The sequence below is a fragment of the Klebsiella sp. KP20-425-1 genome (genome assembly GCF_025813515.1).
GTDB classification, from domain to species: Bacteria; Pseudomonadota; Gammaproteobacteria; order Enterobacterales; family Enterobacteriaceae; genus Klebsiella; species Klebsiella pneumoniae.
This window is the reverse complement of the sequence record NZ_CP109614.1, coordinates 3,624,220-3,640,671: the sequence shown is the minus strand read 5'-3', so window position 1 is coordinate 3,640,671 and position 16,452 is coordinate 3,624,220. Positions and strand designations below refer to the sequence as shown.

The following is a 16,452-nucleotide window of genomic DNA, read 5'->3' as shown; positions in this document are numbered from 1 at the left end:
GGCGCGTGGCCGGCTAATCAGGAAATTATTTACGTCACAGGAAAATGGCGCAAGCATTGCTGTAGATATAGGGACGGAGAGAGGAATTACAAGGCCTGCCGGAACCGACAGGCCTGAAGGGATCATGGCTGGTAAATTCCCACGCCAAGATCGTTCTCTTTACGGGTGCGGGCAATCACTGATTCGGGTGATTCAGCGATACGCAGACCCATCTCCGCTTCGGTGCGCACGATTTTACCGCGCAGCGAGTTGGTGTATACATCGACGATTTCGACATCGACAAACTTACCGACGAGGTCCGGGGTACCTTCGAAGTTGACCACCCGGTTATTCTCCGTACGTCCGGAAAGCTCCATGATGTTCTTACGCGAGGTGCCTTCCACCAGGATGCGCTGTACCGTGCCGAGCATGCGACGGCTCCAGGCCATCGCCTGCTGGTTAATGCGTTCCTGCAGGATATACAGACGCTGTTTTTTGTCCGCCTCCGGCACGTCGTCGACCATATCGGCCGCCGGGGTGCCCGGGCGAGCGGAGAAGATAAAGCTGTAGCTCATATCGAAATTGACGTCGGCGATAAGCTTCATGGTCTTTTCGAAATCTTCCGTGGTTTCGCCCGGGAAGCCGACGATAAAGTCGGAGCTTATCTGAATATCCGGGCGCGCTTCACGCAGCTTGCGAATAATCGCTTTATACTCCAGCGCGGTATGGGTGCGTCCCATCAGGTTCAGCACACGGTCGGAGCCACTCTGCACCGGCAGGTGCAGGAAGCTCACCAGCTCCGGCGTATCGCGATAAACGTCGATGATATCGTCGGTAAATTCGATCGGGTGGCTGGTGGTGAAGCGAATGCGGTCGATGCCGTCGATGGCGGCGACCAGGCGCAGCAGGTCGGCAAAGCTGCCGGTGGTGCCGTCGTAATTCTCACCGCGCCAGGCGTTAACGTTCTGCCCCAGCAGATTGACCTCACGCACGCCCTGCGCCGCCAGTTGGGCGATTTCAAACAGGATATCGTCGCACGGACGGCTAACTTCTTCTCCGCGGGTATACGGCACCACGCAGTAGGTGCAGTATTTATTGCAACCTTCCATAATCGAGACAAAGGCGGTCGGCCCTTCGGCGCGCGGCTCTGGCAGGCGATCGAATTTTTCAATTTCCGGGAAGCTGATATCAACTACCGGACTGCGGTTGCCGCGCACGGAGTTAATCATCTCCGGCAGGCGGTGCAGGGTTTGCGGCCCGAAAATAATATCGACATAGTGCGCGCGCTGGCGAATATGGTCGCCTTCCTGGGAAGCCACGCAGCCGCCGACGCCAATAATCAGGTCCGGGTTCTTCTCTTTCAGCAGCTTCCAGCGGCCAAGCTGATGGAAAACTTTTTCCTGGGCCTTCTCACGAATTGAGCAGGTATTGAGCAACAGCACATCTGCTTCTTCCGCCACCTCGGTCAGTTGATACCCATGTGTCGCATCCAGCAGATCGGCCATCTTTGATGAATCATACTCGTTCATCTGACAGCCCCAGGTTTTAATATGGAGTTTTTTTGTCATTGACTTGCTCATGCTCAGTAATAGATATCCAAAACGCGGGGATATATACAGGGTGAATTTCGCATTCCAGGGCGCGTATTGTAATGCTTTGGTCGCCCCCTGACCAGTGCGAGCGTTATCGCCGCAAGAGGGCGAAAAATCCGGTAAACTTAACGGATTCTGCTTTAAGGATAATAGCCATGACAATTCACGTAACAGATGTCGCCATCGTGGGCGGCGGCATGGTCGGCGGCGCCCTGGCGTTAGGGCTGGCGCAACAGGGATTTACCGTGACGGTGCTTGAGAAAGCGGCGCCACCGGCGTTCGAACCGGCATCCGCCCCGGATGTGCGGATCTCGGCGATCAGCGCGGCTTCGGTCGGCCTGCTGAAGAGTCTCGGCGTCTGGGATGCCATACGGGCGATGCGCGTCCATGCTTATCGCCGTCTGGAGACCTGGGAGTGGGAGAGCGCGCACGTCGCCTTCGACGCCGCGGAGCTCAAGCTGCCGGAGCTGGGCTATATGGTCGAGAACAAGGTTCTGCAATGGGGCCTGTGGCAAGCGCTGGCGGCGCATGAGGCGGTTACCCTGCGCGTCGGTAGCGAACTGAAAAAGATGCAGCGCGGCGAGACGCAGACGGCGTTGCATTTGCGCGAGGGGGAGACGATCCACGCCCGGCTGGTTATCGGCGCCGACGGCGCTAACTCCCAGGTGCGGGAGATGGCCGGCATCGGCGTGCACGCCTGGCAATATCAGCAGTCCTGTATGCTGATCAGCGTCGAATGCGCCGACGATCCCGGCGACAGCACCTGGCAGCAGTTTACTCCCAGCGGCCCACGCGCCTTCCTGCCGCTGTTCGACCACTGGGCCTCGCTGGTCTGGTACGACGCCCCGGCGCGGATCCGTCAGCTGCAGAGCATGACCATGGCGCAGCTCCAGCAGGAGATCGCCAGTCACTTTCCGGCGCGGCTGGGACGGGTGACGCCGCAGGCGGCCGGCGCCTTCCCGCTCACCCGGCGTCATGCGCTGCAGTATGTTCAGCCCGGCCTAGCGCTGGTGGGCGATGCGGCGCACACCATTCATCCACTGGCGGGGCAGGGGGTTAACCTTGGCTATCGTGATGTCGATGCCCTGCTGGAGATCCTGGCGGAAGCGCGCGGCCGCGGCGAAGACTGGGCCAGCCTGCCGGTGCTGAAGCGCTACCAGGCGCGGCGGCGAGCGGATAATTTTATCATGCAGTCGGGGATGGATCTGTTTTATGCCGGTTTCAGCAATGACCTGGCGCCGGTGCGGATGCTGCGTAATATTGGCCTGATGGCGGCTGAACGCGCCGGGATGCTGAAGCGTCAGGCGCTGAAGTATGCGTTAGGCTTGTAAAACCGGCTTCCCGGGCAGGGGCGTAGCGGAGAGCACCTGCCCGGCAGTCAGTACGGAGTAAGCATGTCAGGACGCCAATAGCAAAAAAGCCCACCGAAGTGAGCTTTTTTGCATTGAAGTGGCTGGGGTACGAGGATTCGAACCTCGGAATGCCGGAATCAGAATCCGGTGCCTTACCGCTTGGCGATACCCCAATTGTCTGTTGCACTTGACCGTAACTACGCCGGTTGAGGGCAACAGTGCGTTCACTGCTGAACGACTTTTAAATTTGGCTGGGGTACGAGGATTCGAACCTCGGAATGCCGGAATCAGAATCCGGTGCCTTACCGCTTGGCGATACCCCAACAAATTGTTTGCGGATTTATCGATGCGTATCGATACGTCCAGAATTTGGTGGCTACGACGGGATTCGAACCTGTGACCCCATCATTATGAGTGATGTGCTCTAACCAGCTGAGCTACGTAGCCTAATTGTCTTGCTGCTTCTTCGATGGCTGGGGTACCTGGATTCGAACCAGGGAATGCCGGTATCAAAAACCGGTGCCTTACCGCTTGGCGATACCCCAATACCGTCGCGGTGAACCGCAAATATCGAAGAAATATGGCTGGGGTACCTGGATTCGAACCAGGGAATGCCGGTATCAAAAACCGGTGCCTTACCGCTTGGCGATACCCCATCCGTACAACGCTAACTGGTGAATGGTGCGGGAGGCGAGACTTGAACTCGCACACCTTGCGGCGCCAGAACCTAAATCTGGTGCGTCTACCAATTTCGCCACTCCCGCAAAAAAGATGGTGGCTACGACGGGATTCGAACCTGTGACCCCATCATTATGAGTGATGTGCTCTAACCAGCTGAGCTACGTAGCCATCTTTTTTTCGCGTAACCTTATCGGCGTTGCGGGGCGCATTATGCGTATTGGGCCTGCGAGCGTCAACCTCTTTTTCAAGGAAAATCGTTGTAATGTGACTGTTTGGTTAGGTTGCGAACAGCTCGCTGGAATATTCGGCAATTATTGGTTATTTATCGTTTTTCAGCGGTATAAATCCGGCAAAAAGAAAACGGACCCCGGAGGGTCCGTTTTGCGTTTCACCGCCCGTCTGGGCTTATTTGTAGGCCGACTGGTGGACACCGACCGCGCGGCCTGATGGATCGTTCATGGTTTTGAACGCTTCATCCCACTCAATGGCTTTCGCTGAAGAGCAGGCCACCGACGGACCGCCAGGGACGCACTCCGCCGCGCTCGGCAGCGGGAACAGCTCTTCGAAGATCTCGCGGTACAGATAGCCTTCTTTGGAGGTCGGCGTGTTGTACGGGAAGCGGAAGCTTGCGGTTTCCAGTTGCTGGTCGCTGATCTGTTTGGCGGCCACTTCTTTCAGGGTATCGATCCAGCTGTAGCCGACGCCGTCAGAGAACTGCTCCTTCTGGCGCCAGGCGACGCTGGCCGGCAGGTAGGATTCAAAGCATTCGCGCAGAATGTGTTTTTCCATTTTGCCGTTGCCGCACATCTTATCCTGCGGGTTAATGCGCATCGCGACGTCGAGGAACTTCTTGTCGAGGAACGGCACGCGGGCCTCCACGCCCCAGGCGGACATCGCTTTGTTGGCGCGGGCGCAGTCAAACATATGCAGCGCCTGCAGCTTACGCACCGTCTCTTCGTGCAGTTCTTTGGCGTTCGGCGCCTTATGGAAGTAGAGGTAGCCGCCGAACACTTCGTCCGAACCTTCGCCGGAAAGCACCATTTTGATGCCCATGGCTTTAATTTTCCGCGACATCAGGTACATCGGCGTCGAGGCGCGAATAGTGGTCACATCGTAGGTTTCGATGTGATAGATAACGTCGCGGATGGCATCCAGCCCTTCCTGGACGGTAAAGTGAATTTCGTGGTGCACGGTGCCGAGGTGGTTGGCCACCTCCTGCGCCGCTTTCAGGTCAGGAGAGCCTTCCAGACCGACCGCGAAAGAGTGCAGCTGCGGCCACCAGGCTTCGCTACGCTCCTGATCTTCGACGCGACGGGCGGCGAATTTCTTGGTGATAGCCGAGATGACCGATGAATCAAGACCGCCGGAGAGCAGCACGCCGTAAGGCACGTCGGACATCAGGTGGCTTTTCACCGACTCTTCCAGCGCCTGGCGCAGCTCGTTCTTATCGGTAACGTTGTCTTTCACCGCGTCGTAATCAAACCAGTCGCGCTGATAGTACTGGCGAATTTCGCCGTCTTTGCTCCACAGGTAGCTGCCCGCCGGGAACTCTTTAATGGTGCGGCATACCGGCACTAGCGCTTTCATTTCGGAGGCGACATAGAAGTTGCCGTGTTCGTCATGGCCCATATACAGCGGGATAATGCCGATATGGTCGCGGCCAATTAAGTACGCGTCTTTTTCGCTGTCGTACAGGGCGAAGGCGAACATTCCCTGCAGGTCGTCGAGGAACTCCGGGCCTTTTTCCTGATACAGCGCGAGGATCACTTCGCAGTCGGAACCGGTCTGGAACTGGTAGCGATCGCCATACTCCGCGCGCAGCGCCTGGTGGTTGTAGATCTCGCCGTTAACGGCCAGCGCATGGGTTTTTTCGGCGTTGTACAGCGGCTGGGCCCCGGCGTTGACGTCGACAATCGACAGGCGCTCGTGCGCCAGAATCGCTTTGTCGCTGGCATATACGCCAGACCAGTCCGGACCGCGGTGGCGCATCAGGCGGGAAAGCTCCAGCGCCTTTTTACGCAGCTCGCCTGCGTCAGTTTTAATATCCAGTACGCCAAAAATAGAACACATAGCCTTCTCCATTACCCTGTCGTGTTTGATGTTGTGCTGGCTTCGTCTCGTGGCGAAGCCTGAGTGCGTGCTTAAGAAAATGCCGTAAAGGGGGAGCAGGCGCAAGGGTTTTGCGGCCGGAAAAAGAAAAAACGCAACCGTGATTGTTGAACAGTGAAAAAAGAGTATCTTTTGAACGGCTTTATTGAGGAATTCGTATTTATAAGCCGTTTTTATTAGATGGGGTAATTCTGAAGGGCGCTAGAAATGAAAAACCACGTCCTGCGACGTGGTTGGCATCAGAAAATATCGATTTCCGCGACGGAAGGGTAAATCCACGACGGGCGGAACGGCATGCTGTCGATATCGTCGAGGGTGGAGACGCCGGAGAGCACCAGAATAGTCTCCAGCCCCGCCTGGAAACCGGCCAGTATATCGGTGCGCAGGTTATCGCCGACGATCACCGTCTGCTCGGAGTGAGCTTGCATTTTATTCAGTGCTGAACGGATGATCCACGGGCTGGGTTTGCCGACGTAAAACGGCTTACGGCCGGAGATCTTCTCGATCCCGGCGCACAGCGCGCCGCAGGCAGGGTAGAAGCCGCGACCGTGCGTATCCGGGTTAGTGGCAATGAAGCGGGCGCCGTTGGCGACGAAGAAGGCGGCCTTATGCATCATTTCCCAGTTAAAGGAGCGAGTTTCCCCGACGATGACAAAATCCGGGTTCACATCGGTAATGGTAAAGCCGGCTTTGTACAGCTCGTGGATCAGCGCCCCTTCTCCCACCACGTAGGCTTTTTTGCCTTCCTGGCGACGCAGAAAATCGGCGGTGGCCATTGCTGAGGTGTAAAAGGCGCTATCCGGAACATCAATTCCAGCGGTGGCGAAACGGTTCGCCAGATCCTGGCCGGTTTGCGACGGGTAGTTGGTCAGCATTACCAGCGGCATGCCTTTATCGAGGATGCGCTTGATAAACTCGGCTGCGCCGGGAACGGCGACGTTATCGTGCATCAGTACGCCGTCAATATCACAAATTATGTTTTGAATGGTCATGGTGGGTCCAGAATCATTAACAAAGACGAAACTATACGCGTCATCGATGAGGTTTCACACCTCTGACGGGCGAGGCCCGCCCGTATCAAGGTGACGCGCTATCAGAAAAGGGGCGATTAGCTCTCAAGCAAACGCTGCAGCAGCGTGCCATTGAGCATGGCGCGTTTGACCAGCGCGAAGGCGCCGATTGCAGAGCGGTGATCGAGGGTGGAGCGCACCACCGGCAGGTTCTTACGAAACGCCTTAAGCGCCTGGGCGTTAATGCAGCCTTCGATGGCCGGAAGAAGGACCTTTTCAGCTTCCACTATTTCGCCGGCGACGACGATTTTTTGTGGGTTGAACAGGTTAATGGCGATGGCGATCGTTTTCCCGAGGTGGCGCCCCACGTACTCAATCACCTCGCAGGCCAGGGCATCGCCCTTGTTGGCCGCTTTGCAGATAGTTTTGATCGTGCAGTCATCCGGCGTCAGACGGCTCTGGTAGCCCTGCTCCAGCAGGTGGCGAACCCGCTGTTCAATGGCGGCATTGGCCGCGACGGTCTCCAGACAGCCGAAGTTGCCGCAGTGGCAGCGTTCGCCCAGCGGGTCGACCTGAATATGGCCAATTTCGCCGACGTTGCCGTTGCGGCCGATAAAAATGCGCCCGTTGGAGATAATCCCCGCCCCGGTACCGCGGTGCACGCGCACCAGAATGGAGTCTTCGCAATCCTGGCTTGCGCCAAAATAGTGCTCGGCCAGCGCCAGGCTGCGGATATCGTGGCCAACAAAGCAGGTAACATTGAAGCGTTTCTCCAGCGCCCCGACCAGGCCCCAGTTTTCCACCGCAATGTGCGGCATATAGCGGATCACGCCGCTTTCCGGGTCGACGAGGCCCGGCAGGATCACTGAGATAGCGATCAGCTCGCGAATTTTGCGCTGACAGTTTTCGATAAAGGTGGCGATGATATTCAGCAGGGCGTGTTCCAGCGTTTCCTGGGTGCGCTCGGGCAGCGGGAAGTGCTCCTCTTCCAGGGTCTTGCTGCTTAAATCATACAGGGTCAGAGTGGCGTCATAGCGGCCAAGCCGCACGCCGATGGCGTTGAAGTTGCGAGTTTCTGCGATGATAGAGATAGCGCGGCGGCCACCGGTGGAGGCCTGCTGATCGACTTCTTTGATCAGGCCGCGCTCAATAAGCTGACGCGTGATTTTGGTCACGCTGGCAGGGGCAAGCTGGCTTTGTTCGGCTATCTGAATGCGCGAGATGGGCCCATGCTGGTCAATCAGGCGGTACACGGCCGCGCTGTTCAGTTGTTTTACGAGGTCAACGTTACCAATTTGAGCTTGTCCGCCTGCTGTCATACTTTTACTTACTCAGTGACGACCTCGTTACCATTAACGATGGTCTTGGTGATTTTATAATCGCGTGTAAAGGCGGTCAGGTTAGCGACCATGCCCGGCGCAATGCTGCCGAGCTGCTTGTCCACGCCGATAGCGCGCGCAGGATAGAGCGTCGCCATGCGCAATACTTCGTCCAGTGCCACGCCGCAATGCTCAACCAGATTACGCACCCCTTCAATCATGGTCAGGGAAGATCCGCTGAGGGTGCCGTTTTCATCTACGCACAGCCCATTGCGGTAGTATATTGTTTTCCCGGCAAAAATGAACTGGTCAATATTCGCCCCCGCCGGCGCGGTGGCGTCGGTGACCAGGCACAGCTTGTCGCCTTTCAGGCGCTTGGCGTTGCGCACGTTGGCGTAATCGACGTGCATCCCGTCGACGATGATACCGCAGTAGACATCCGGCTCGTCAAAAATCGCCCCGGCAAGACCCGGTTCGCGGCCGGTAATGTACGGCATCGCATTATACAGGTGGGTGGCAAAGGTAATGCCCGCGCGGAAGCCGACTTTCGCCTCTTTCAGCGTAGCGTTGGAGTGGCCCGCGGAGACAACGATCCCGGCGGCGACCAGTTTGCGGATCACTTCTGGCTCAACGCGCTCAGGGGCGAGGGTCACTTTGGTGATCACATCGGCGTTGTCGCACAGGAAATCGACCAGCGCCGCGTCCGGTTTACGCACGTAGTCCGGATTGTGGGTGCCTTTCTTAACGATATTCAGCCACGGCCCTTCGAGATGCAGGCCCAGCGCCTGGTTCGGATGTTTTTGCAGATATTCGCGCATCACGCGCACGCCTTGCTTCATCAGATCGTCGCTGGAGGTAATCAGCGTCGGCAGGAAGCTGGTGCAGCCTGAGCGTTCGTTGGCCTTCTGCATGATCTCCAGCGTTTCGACAGTGACCGCCTCTGGGCTGTCGTTAAACTGCACGCCGCCGCAGCCGTTGAGCTGGACGTCGATAAAACCGGGGGCGATTATTGCGCCGTTGACTGAGCGCTGCTCGATGTCAGACGGCAAATCTGCCAGCGGACAAAGACGTTCGATAAAGCCATTAGCGATAACAACCGCATGGTCATCGAGAATTTCATGACCGGTATAAACCCGGCCCTGGGTTAATGCATACATTACGACCCCCGGTATATACGCCTCATCAGGTCAGCGTTCGTTCGTTTGCCGCCGGCATGATGGTGCGTACAAAGAAAAAGATGATCCCGCGCCAGGGCGCGGGAAGGACTACATTACAGACCTTTAATATTTTCAGCTTCTAATTCGTTGAAATATTTCAGCGTCTTCACTTTCAGCTCCATGGTGGACGGTTCGTCGCAGACGATCACCGCCTTCGGATGCAGCTGCAGACAGGTAATGGTCCACATGTGGTTGACGTTACCTTCTACCGCCGCCTGCAGCGCCAGTGCTTTCTGATGACCCAGCACCAGAATCATCACTTCTTCTGCGTCCAGCAGGGTGCCCACGCCGACGGTCAGCGCATATTTCGGCACCAGATCCACATCGCCGTCGAAGAAGCGGGAGTTCGCTACGCGGGTTTCATGGGTCAGGGTCTTAATACGGGTGCGGGACGCCAGAGAAGAGGCCGGTTCGTTAAACGCGATATGACCATCGTTGCCCACGCCGCCCATGAACAGGTGGATTTTACCGTAGGAACGAATTTTTTCTTCATAGCGACGGCATTCCGCATCGATGTCCGGCGCGTTACCATTCAGCAGGTTGATATTTTCTGCCGGAATATCAACGTGGTCAAAGAAATTACGGTGCATAAAGCTATGATAGCTTTCCGGATGCTCTTTCGGTAGGCCAACGTATTCATCCATGTTAAAGGTGACGACGTGCTTGAAGCTAACCTGGCCTGCTTTATGCATTTCAACCAGCGCCTTGTAGGCGGTCAGCGGGGTACCACCGGTTGGCAGACCCAGGACGAACGGACGGTCCGCGGTTGGTTTAAATGCATTAATGCGGTTAACGATATGGCGGGCAGCCCATTTACCGACCTGCTCAGCGGTTACCAGGGGAATCAGTCTCATTCTTCACCTCTATAGTCAAAGTAGATTCTGGCGGATTGGCGCCAGCACTCTAAGGAGAGTATTGCAGCAACTGCGCCGACCGGGGTCAATCCGTGTTGATTTTTTGAATGATAAAATAAGTTTTCGTTGTTAGCCAGTGCAAGGGAGGAGGGAATACGATATTTGGTGATAATTATCACAAAAAATACCCGTTTAATTTGCGATACGAATTAATTTTTCACACACTTTGCCGGTAAGTGATAAAACCGACCTTGTTACACAATAAAAAAGTGGCTTTGAAATGAGCCTCATCGGGGTCTCATAGGGGGAATAAGATGAATATTTTAGGTTTCTTTCAGCGACTGGGTAGGGCGTTGCAGCTCCCTATCGCAGTGCTGCCGGTCGCGGCATTGCTGCTGCGTTTCGGGCAACCAGACCTGTTGAATGTACCCTTCATCGCGCAAGCGGGTGGGGCGATCTTCGATAATCTGGCGCTGATCTTCGCAATTGGTGTGGCATCAAGCTGGTCCAAGGATAACGCCGGTTCTGCGGCGCTGGCCGGTGCGGTAGGGTATTTCGTGATGACCAAAGCGATGGTCACCATCAACCCGGAAATCAATATGGGCGTGCTGGCCGGTATCATTACCGGTCTGGTGGCAGGGGCGGTATACAACCGCTGGGCCGGCATCAAGCTGCCGGACTTCCTGAGCTTCTTCGGCGGCAAACGCTTCGTGCCGATCGCCACCGGCTTCTTCTGTCTGATCCTCGCGGCGATCTTCGGCTACGTCTGGCCGCCGGTGCAGCACGCTATCCACTCTGGCGGCGAATGGATCGTCTCCGCAGGGGCGCTGGGTTCCGGTATCTTTGGTTTCATCAACCGTCTGCTGATCCCAACCGGTCTGCATCAGGTGCTGAACACCATCGCCTGGTTCCAGATTGGTGAGTTCACTAACGCCGCTGGCGCTGTGTTCCACGGCGACATCAACCGCTTCTACGCCGGCGACGGCACCGCGGGGATGTTCATGTCCGGCTTCTTCCCAATCATGATGTTTGGTCTGCCGGGTGCGGCGCTGGCGATGTATCTGGCGGCGCCGAAAGCGCGTCGTCCGATGGTAGGCGGTATGCTGCTGTCCGTGGCCATCACCGCGTTCCTGACCGGGGTAACCGAGCCGCTGGAATTCCTGTTCATGTTCCTGGCTCCGCTGCTGTACCTCCTGCATGCGGTGCTGACCGGTATCAGCCTGTTCATCGCAACGGCGCTCGGGATCCATGCGGGCTTCTCCTTCTCCGCAGGTGCAATTGACTACGTGCTGATGTACAGCCTGCCGGCCGCCAGCAAAAACGTCTGGATGCTGCTGGTGATGGGCGTGGTGTTCTTCTTCGTCTACTTCCTGCTGTTCAGCGCGGTGATCCGCATGTTCAACCTGAAAACGCCGGGTCGTGAAGACAAAGCCGCTGACGTGGTAACGGAAGAAGCCAACAGCAACACTGAAGAGGGGCTGACCCAACTGGCGACCAGCTATATCGCCGCGGTGGGCGGAACGGACAACCTGAAAGCCATTGACGCCTGTATCACCCGTCTGCGTCTGACCGTGGGCGATTCGGCGAAGGTGAACGACGCCGCCTGTAAACGTCTCGGCGCGTCCGGGGTGGTGAAACTGAATAAGCAAACCATCCAGGTTATCGTCGGTGCGAAAGCAGAGTCTATCGGCGATGAGATGAAAAAAGTGGTTACCCGCGGCCCGGTAGCGGCAGCGGCAGCCGCACCGGCTGGCAACGTCGCCACCGCAGCGCCCGCGGCTAAACCGCAGGCGGTAGCGAACGCGAAGACCGTTGAGTCGCTGGTTTCGCCGATTACCGGTGACGTGGTGGCCCTCGAGCAGGTGCCGGACGAAGCCTTCGCCAGCAAAGCCGTTGGCGACGGGATCGCGGTGAAACCGACCAGCAACATCGTGGTGGCCCCGGCCGCCGGTACCGTGGTGAAAATTTTCAACACTAACCACGCGTTCTGCCTCGAAACCAACAACGGTGCGGAAATCGTCGTTCACATGGGTATCGACACCGTGGCGCTGGAAGGCAAGGGCTTCAAACGTCTGGTTGAAGAGGGCACGGACGTGAAGGCGGGTGAGCCGATTCTGGAAATGGATCTGGACTTCCTCAACGCCAACGCGCGCTCAATGATCAGTCCGGTCGTCTGCAGCAACAGCGATGACTACAGCGCGCTGGTGATACTGGCGAGCGGTAAGGTCGTTGCTGGCCAGACGCCGCTGTATGAGATTAAAGGCAAGTAAGGCTCCTGAGTCGAGTTTTTGCCTCAGCGGCGAAGGGAAACCTTCGCCGCTTTTTTTTCCAGCAATCGGCCCCATAATCCTCTTCTGATACCTATTTTACGTAACTAATAGTTGTCACTACGCCCTGCTTGTAAGATCATGTGCCGTTATACGTTGTTTACGCTTTGAGGAACCCGTGATGAGTGAGGCAGAAGCCCGCCCGACTAACTTTATCCGTCAGATTATTGATGAAGATCTGGCTACCGGTAAACATACCACCGTTCACACTCGCTTCCCGCCGGAGCCGAACGGTTATCTGCACATTGGCCATGCAAAATCCATCTGCCTGAACTTCGGCATCGCCCAGGATTATCAGGGCCAATGCAACCTGCGTTTCGATGACACCAACCCGGTGAAAGAAGATATCGAATACGTTGAGTCGATTAAAAACGACGTGCAGTGGTTAGGTTTCCACTGGTCCGGGGACGTATGCTACTCGTCTGATTATTTCGATCAGCTGCATCAGTATGCGGTTGAGCTGATCAACAAAGGTCTGGCCTATGTTGATGAACTCTCTCCTGATGAAATTCGCGAATACCGCGGCACCCTGAAAGCGCCGGGTAAAAACAGCCCGTATCGCGACCGCAGCGTGGAAGAGAACCTGGCGCTGTTTGAAAAAATGCGCAGCGGCGGCTTCGAAGAGGGCAAAGCCTGCCTGCGCGCGAAGATCGATATGGCGTCGCCGTTTATCGTGATGCGCGATCCGGTGCTGTACCGCATTAAGTTCGCTGAGCATCATCAGACTGGCAACAAGTGGTGCATCTACCCGATGTACGACTTCACCCACTGCATCAGCGATGCGCTGGAAGGCATTACCCACTCGCTGTGTACCCTGGAGTTCCAGGACAACCGCCGCCTGTACGATTGGGTGCTAGACAACATCAGCATCCCGGTGCATCCGCGTCAGTACGAATTCTCGCGCCTGAATCTCGAATACACCGTGATGTCCAAGCGTAAGCTGAACCAGCTGGTGACTGAGAAGCACGTGGAAGGCTGGGACGACCCGCGTATGCCGACCATCTCCGGTCTGCGTCGTCGCGGCTACACCGCCGAATCCATCCGCGAGTTCTGCAAGCGCATCGGCGTGACCAAGCAGGACAACACCATCGAGATGGCGTCGCTGGAGTCCTGCATTCGTGAAGATCTGAACGAAAACGCCCCGCGCGCGATGGCGGTGATCGATCCGGTGAAACTGGTTATCGAGAACTATCCGCAGGGCGAAAGCGAAATGGTGGTGATGCCGAACCATCCGAACAAGCCGGAAATGGGCAGTCGTGAAGTGCCGTTCAGCGCCGAAATCTGGATCGATCGCGCGGACTTCCGCGAAGAAGCCAACAAACAGTACAAGCGTTTGGTGCTGGGTAAAGAAGTGCGTCTGCGCAACGCCTACGTCATCAAAGCGGAACGCGTGGAGAAAGATGCCGAAGGCAATATTACCACCATCTTCTGCACCTACGATGCCGACACCCTGAGCAAAGATCCGGCCGATGGCCGCAAGGTCAAAGGCGTGATCCATTGGGTAAGCGCGGCGCATGCGCTGCCGGTAGAGATCCGTCTCTACGATCGTCTGTTCAGCGTGCCAAACCCGGGCGCGGCGGACGATTTCCTCGCAGTGATCAACCCGGAATCGCTGGTGATCAAACAGGGGTACGCGGAGCCGAGCCTGGCGCAGGCCGAAGCCGGTAAAGCTTACCAGTTTGAGCGTGAAGGCTATTTCTGCCTCGACAGCCGCTATGCAACCGCAACCAATCTGGTGTTCAACCGCACCGTCGGGCTGCGTGATACCTGGGCGAAAGCGGGCGAATAACATTTCTTTTCTGTCAAAGCGTCGCTCCCAGCGGCGCTTTTTTTGTTTCAGAATCAGCTAATTAAACTTTTCATTTTCGCGATGCGAATTAATTCTGTTTCTGCGCGGTAATAAATAGCGCTTCTGATGTTTCCTGTCACATACAAAAAACCAATGTAATCGCTTTCAATGATTGCGTTTTTCCCTGATTTTGCAATGACTTCCATAACAAAATCATCAGAGATAAGACTGTAACAAAACGACATAAAATATGTGCGCTTTGTCATAATCTTAAGCTTTGCCTCACGAAAAACATTGATAATTCGCGCCACGAAAAATAGTCTATCTACAGTGGTTTCGCGGTCTTTTTTACCGCCCCACATTTTGCAGTTTTATTTATTTTTTAGCGATTGACCGCTGGTCTTCGCCTTTTAAAACGTCAAAGAGGATATGCACATGCGTACGTTTAGTGGCAAACGTAGTACGCTGGCGCTGGCTATTGCCGCCGTCACCGCGATGTCGGGCTGGGTTGTGGCTCCACATGCCAGCGCAGCAGGCTTTATCGATGATTCAACCTTAACCGGCGGTATCTATTACTGGCAGCGTGAGCGTGACCGTAAAGATGTGACCGACGGCGACAAATACAAAACCAACCTTTCCCACTCCACCTGGAACGCCAACCTGGACTTCCAGTCCGGCTATGCCGCCGATATGTTTGGCCTTGATATTGCCGCGTTTACCGCGATTGAAATGGCGGAGAACGGCGATAGCGGTCACCCGAACGAAATTGCTTTCTCGTCACGTAACAAAGCCTATGACGAAGACTATTCCGGCGATAAGAGCGGCATCAGCCTGTATAAAGCCGCAGCGAAATTCAAATATGGTCCGGCGTGGGCACGTGCGGGCTATATCCAGCCAACCGGCCAGACTCTGCTGGCCCCGCACTGGAGTTTTATGCCAGGTACCTATCAGGGGGCGGAGGCCGGGGCTAACTTCGACTATGGCACGGCGGGCGCGTTAAGTTTCTCCTATATGTGGACGAACGAGTATAAAGCGCCATGGCATATCGAGATGGACGATTTCTATCAGAACGATAAGAAGACCAAAGTCGATTATCTCCACTCCGTCGGCGCTAAATATGATTTCAAAAATGACCTGGTGCTGGAGGCGGCATTTGGTCAGGCTCAGGGCTATATCGATCAGTACTTTGCTAAAGCCAGCTACAAGTTTGATGTCGCCGGCGCGCCGCTGAGCACCAGCTACCAGTTCTACGGCACCCGCGATAAGGTCAGCAACGGCGGGGTCAACGACATCTATGATGGCACCGCATGGCTGCAGGCGTTAACCTTTGGTTATAAGGTGGCGGATGTCCTGGATCTGCGTCTCGAGGGAACCTGGGTGAAGGCTGATGGCCAGCAGGGCTACTTCCTGCAGCGTATGACCCCGACCTACGCCTCTTCCAATGGTCGTCTCGATATCTGGTGGGATAACCGCTCCGACTTTAACGCCAACGGCGAAAAAGCGGTCTTCTTTGGCGCGATGTATGACATGAAAAACTGGGATATGCCGGGCTGGGCGTTCGGCGCGTCTTATGTCTACGCCTGGGATGCGAAGCCGGGCCGAATGTCCTCTCCGGATGCGTACTATGACCCTGACTATCGCCTGAAAGAGTCGGCCTATAGCCTGGATGCAATGTATACCGTACAGGAAGGGCGGGCGAAGGGCACCCTGTTCAAACTGCACTTTACCCAATACGACAACCATTCCGATATTCCGAGCTGGAGCGGCGGCTACGGCAACATCTTCCAGGATGAGCGCGACGTGAAGTTCATGGTTATCGCCCCGTTCACTATTTTCTGATGCCTGCGCGGCGGGCGTGAGCCTGCCGCACCTCTGGGAGAACGACAATGAAAAAAATGCTGCTTATTGCCATGATGGCAGCGGGCCTGGTGGCCTGCACCACGTCGCCGGCGCCGAAAGAAGACACCAAACTGAAAGATGCCTATAGCGCCTGTATTAATACGGCGGAAGGGAATCCGGACAAGATTGAAGCCTGCCAGAGCGTACTGAATGTGCTGAAAAAGGATAAACAGCACCAGCAGTTCGCCAACCAGGAGAGCGTTCGCGTCCTGGATTACCAACAGTGTATTCAGGCCACCCGCACCGGCAACGATCAGGCGGTGAAAGCGCGCTGCGATCAGATCTGGAAGGAGATCCGCAGCAATAATACGACCCATTAAATCA

General features: G+C 56.1%; 12 protein-coding genes and 7 tRNA genes. 5 read left to right on the top strand and 14 right to left on the bottom strand.

The window, feature by feature from the left end; all coding sequences use genetic code 11:
• Positions 1–122: 122 nt before the first annotated feature.
• Positions 123–1,547: a tRNA (N6-isopentenyl adenosine(37)-C2)-methylthiotransferase MiaB gene (miaB, locus tag OHJ17_RS17980; RefSeq protein ID WP_002894730.1), complete on the bottom strand. Its 1,425-nt coding sequence runs from the start codon at positions 1,545–1,547 to the stop codon at positions 123–125.
• A gap of 179 nt (positions 1,548–1,726) precedes the next feature.
• On the opposite strand from miaB, the gene ubiF reads away from it, so the two are divergent.
• Positions 1,727–2,902: a 3-demethoxyubiquinol 3-hydroxylase gene (ubiF, locus tag OHJ17_RS17975; RefSeq protein WP_004191309.1), complete on the top strand. Its 1,176-nt coding sequence runs from the start codon at positions 1,727–1,729 to the stop codon at positions 2,900–2,902.
• Positions 2,903–3,021: 119 nt separating this feature from the next.
• On the opposite strand, the gene OHJ17_RS17970 is transcribed toward ubiF, so the two are convergent.
• The 12 genes from OHJ17_RS17970 to nagB all read right to left on the bottom strand — a co-directional run bounded on the left by OHJ17_RS17970 (position 3,022) and on the right by nagB (position 10,113).
• Positions 3,022–3,096, bottom strand: a tRNA-Gln gene (locus tag OHJ17_RS17970).
• 75 nt (positions 3,097–3,171) lie between these two features.
• Positions 3,172–3,246, bottom strand: a tRNA-Gln gene (locus OHJ17_RS17965).
• 47 nt (positions 3,247–3,293) lie between these two features.
• A tRNA-Met gene (locus OHJ17_RS17960) sits at positions 3,294–3,370 on the bottom strand.
• Positions 3,371–3,393: 23 nt separating this feature from the next.
• A tRNA-Gln gene (locus tag OHJ17_RS17955) sits at positions 3,394–3,468 on the bottom strand.
• Between the two features lie 36 nt (positions 3,469–3,504).
• Positions 3,505–3,579, bottom strand: a tRNA-Gln gene (locus OHJ17_RS17950).
• A 23-nt stretch (positions 3,580–3,602) separates the two neighbouring features.
• Positions 3,603–3,687 (bottom strand) — tRNA-Leu (locus tag OHJ17_RS17945).
• An 8-nt stretch (positions 3,688–3,695) separates the two neighbouring features.
• Positions 3,696–3,772: transfer RNA gene (locus OHJ17_RS17940), tRNA-Met, on the bottom strand.
• Positions 3,773–4,009: 237 nt separating this feature from the next.
• Positions 4,010–5,674, bottom strand: coding sequence for an asparagine synthase B (gene asnB / locus OHJ17_RS17935; RefSeq protein ID WP_002894734.1), 1,665 nt, complete (start codon positions 5,672–5,674; stop codon positions 4,010–4,012).
• A 278-nt stretch (positions 5,675–5,952) separates the two neighbouring features.
• On the bottom strand, positions 5,953–6,705 hold the full coding sequence (locus OHJ17_RS17930) for an HAD-IIA family hydrolase (protein ID WP_002894738.1): 753 nt from the start codon (positions 6,703–6,705) through the stop codon (positions 5,953–5,955).
• A gap of 116 nt (positions 6,706–6,821) precedes the next feature.
• Positions 6,822–8,042 (bottom strand): DNA-binding transcriptional regulator NagC, encoded by a 1,221-nt coding sequence (nagC, locus tag OHJ17_RS17925; RefSeq protein WP_002894742.1) that lies wholly within the window; start codon positions 8,040–8,042, stop codon positions 6,822–6,824.
• Positions 8,043–8,050: 8 nt separating this feature from the next.
• Positions 8,051–9,199, bottom strand: coding sequence for an N-acetylglucosamine-6-phosphate deacetylase (gene nagA / locus OHJ17_RS17920; protein WP_002894747.1), 1,149 nt, complete (start codon positions 9,197–9,199; stop codon positions 8,051–8,053).
• A 113-nt stretch (positions 9,200–9,312) separates the two neighbouring features.
• The gene (nagB, locus tag OHJ17_RS17915) at positions 9,313–10,113 is read right to left on the bottom strand and encodes a glucosamine-6-phosphate deaminase (RefSeq protein WP_002894749.1); all 801 of its coding nucleotides are present in this window, start codon (positions 10,111–10,113) and stop codon (positions 9,313–9,315) included.
• A gap of 314 nt (positions 10,114–10,427) precedes the next feature.
• On the opposite strand from nagB, the gene nagE reads away from it, so the two are divergent.
• Both nagE and glnS read left to right on the top strand, forming a co-directional pair.
• Complete coding sequence (nagE, locus tag OHJ17_RS17910; RefSeq protein ID WP_004147599.1) at positions 10,428–12,383, top strand: PTS N-acetyl glucosamine transporter subunit IIABC; 1,956 nt, start codon at positions 10,428–10,430, stop codon at positions 12,381–12,383.
• Positions 12,384–12,561: 178 nt separating this feature from the next.
• Positions 12,562–14,229, top strand: coding sequence for a glutamine--tRNA ligase (gene glnS, locus OHJ17_RS17905; protein WP_002894753.1), 1,668 nt, complete (start codon positions 12,562–12,564; stop codon positions 14,227–14,229).
• Positions 14,230–14,282: 53 nt separating this feature from the next.
• On the opposite strand, the gene OHJ17_RS26475 is transcribed toward glnS, so the two are convergent.
• Positions 14,283–14,435, bottom strand: coding sequence for a hypothetical protein (locus OHJ17_RS26475; RefSeq protein ID WP_410404544.1), 153 nt, complete (start codon positions 14,433–14,435; stop codon positions 14,283–14,285).
• A gap of 229 nt (positions 14,436–14,664) precedes the next feature.
• Between OHJ17_RS26475 and chiP the strand changes: the two genes are divergently transcribed.
• Complete coding sequence (chiP, locus tag OHJ17_RS17895; protein WP_032432807.1) at positions 14,665–16,068, top strand: chitoporin ChiP; 1,404 nt, start codon at positions 14,665–14,667, stop codon at positions 16,066–16,068.
• 47 nt (positions 16,069–16,115) lie between these two features.
• Positions 16,116–16,448, top strand: a complete 333-nt coding sequence (gene chiQ, locus OHJ17_RS17890; protein ID WP_002894759.1) for a ChiQ/YbfN family lipoprotein — start codon at positions 16,116–16,118, stop codon at positions 16,446–16,448.
• Positions 16,449–16,452 lie beyond the last annotated feature (4 nt).

Bases quoted from the DNA above. Each gene is read 5' to 3' on its own strand.
- miaB (WP_002894730.1), bottom strand. From the start codon at position 1,547: ATGACAAAAAAACTCCATATTAAAACCTGGGGCTGTCAGATGAACGAG.
- ubiF (WP_004191309.1), top strand. From the start codon at position 1,727: ATGACAATTCACGTAACAGATGTCGCCATCGTGGGCGGCGGCATGGTC.
- asnB (WP_002894734.1), bottom strand. From the start codon at position 5,674: ATGTGTTCTATTTTTGGCGTACTGGATATTAAAACTGACGCAGGCGAG.
- OHJ17_RS17930 (WP_002894738.1), bottom strand. From the start codon at position 6,705: ATGACCATTCAAAACATAATTTGTGATATTGACGGCGTACTGATGCAC.
- nagC (WP_002894742.1), bottom strand. From the start codon at position 8,042: ATGACAGCAGGCGGACAAGCTCAAATTGGTAACGTTGACCTCGTAAAA.
- nagA (WP_002894747.1), bottom strand. From the start codon at position 9,199: ATGTATGCATTAACCCAGGGCCGGGTTTATACCGGTCATGAAATTCTC.
- nagB (WP_002894749.1), bottom strand. From the start codon at position 10,113: ATGAGACTGATTCCCCTGGTAACCGCTGAGCAGGTCGGTAAATGGGCT.
- nagE (WP_004147599.1), top strand. From the start codon at position 10,428: ATGAATATTTTAGGTTTCTTTCAGCGACTGGGTAGGGCGTTGCAGCTC.
- glnS (WP_002894753.1), top strand. From the start codon at position 12,562: ATGAGTGAGGCAGAAGCCCGCCCGACTAACTTTATCCGTCAGATTATT.
- OHJ17_RS26475 (WP_410404544.1), bottom strand. From the start codon at position 14,435: ATGGAAGTCATTGCAAAATCAGGGAAAAACGCAATCATTGAAAGCGAT.
- chiP (WP_032432807.1), top strand. From the start codon at position 14,665: ATGCGTACGTTTAGTGGCAAACGTAGTACGCTGGCGCTGGCTATTGCC.
- chiQ (WP_002894759.1), top strand. From the start codon at position 16,116: ATGAAAAAAATGCTGCTTATTGCCATGATGGCAGCGGGCCTGGTGGCC.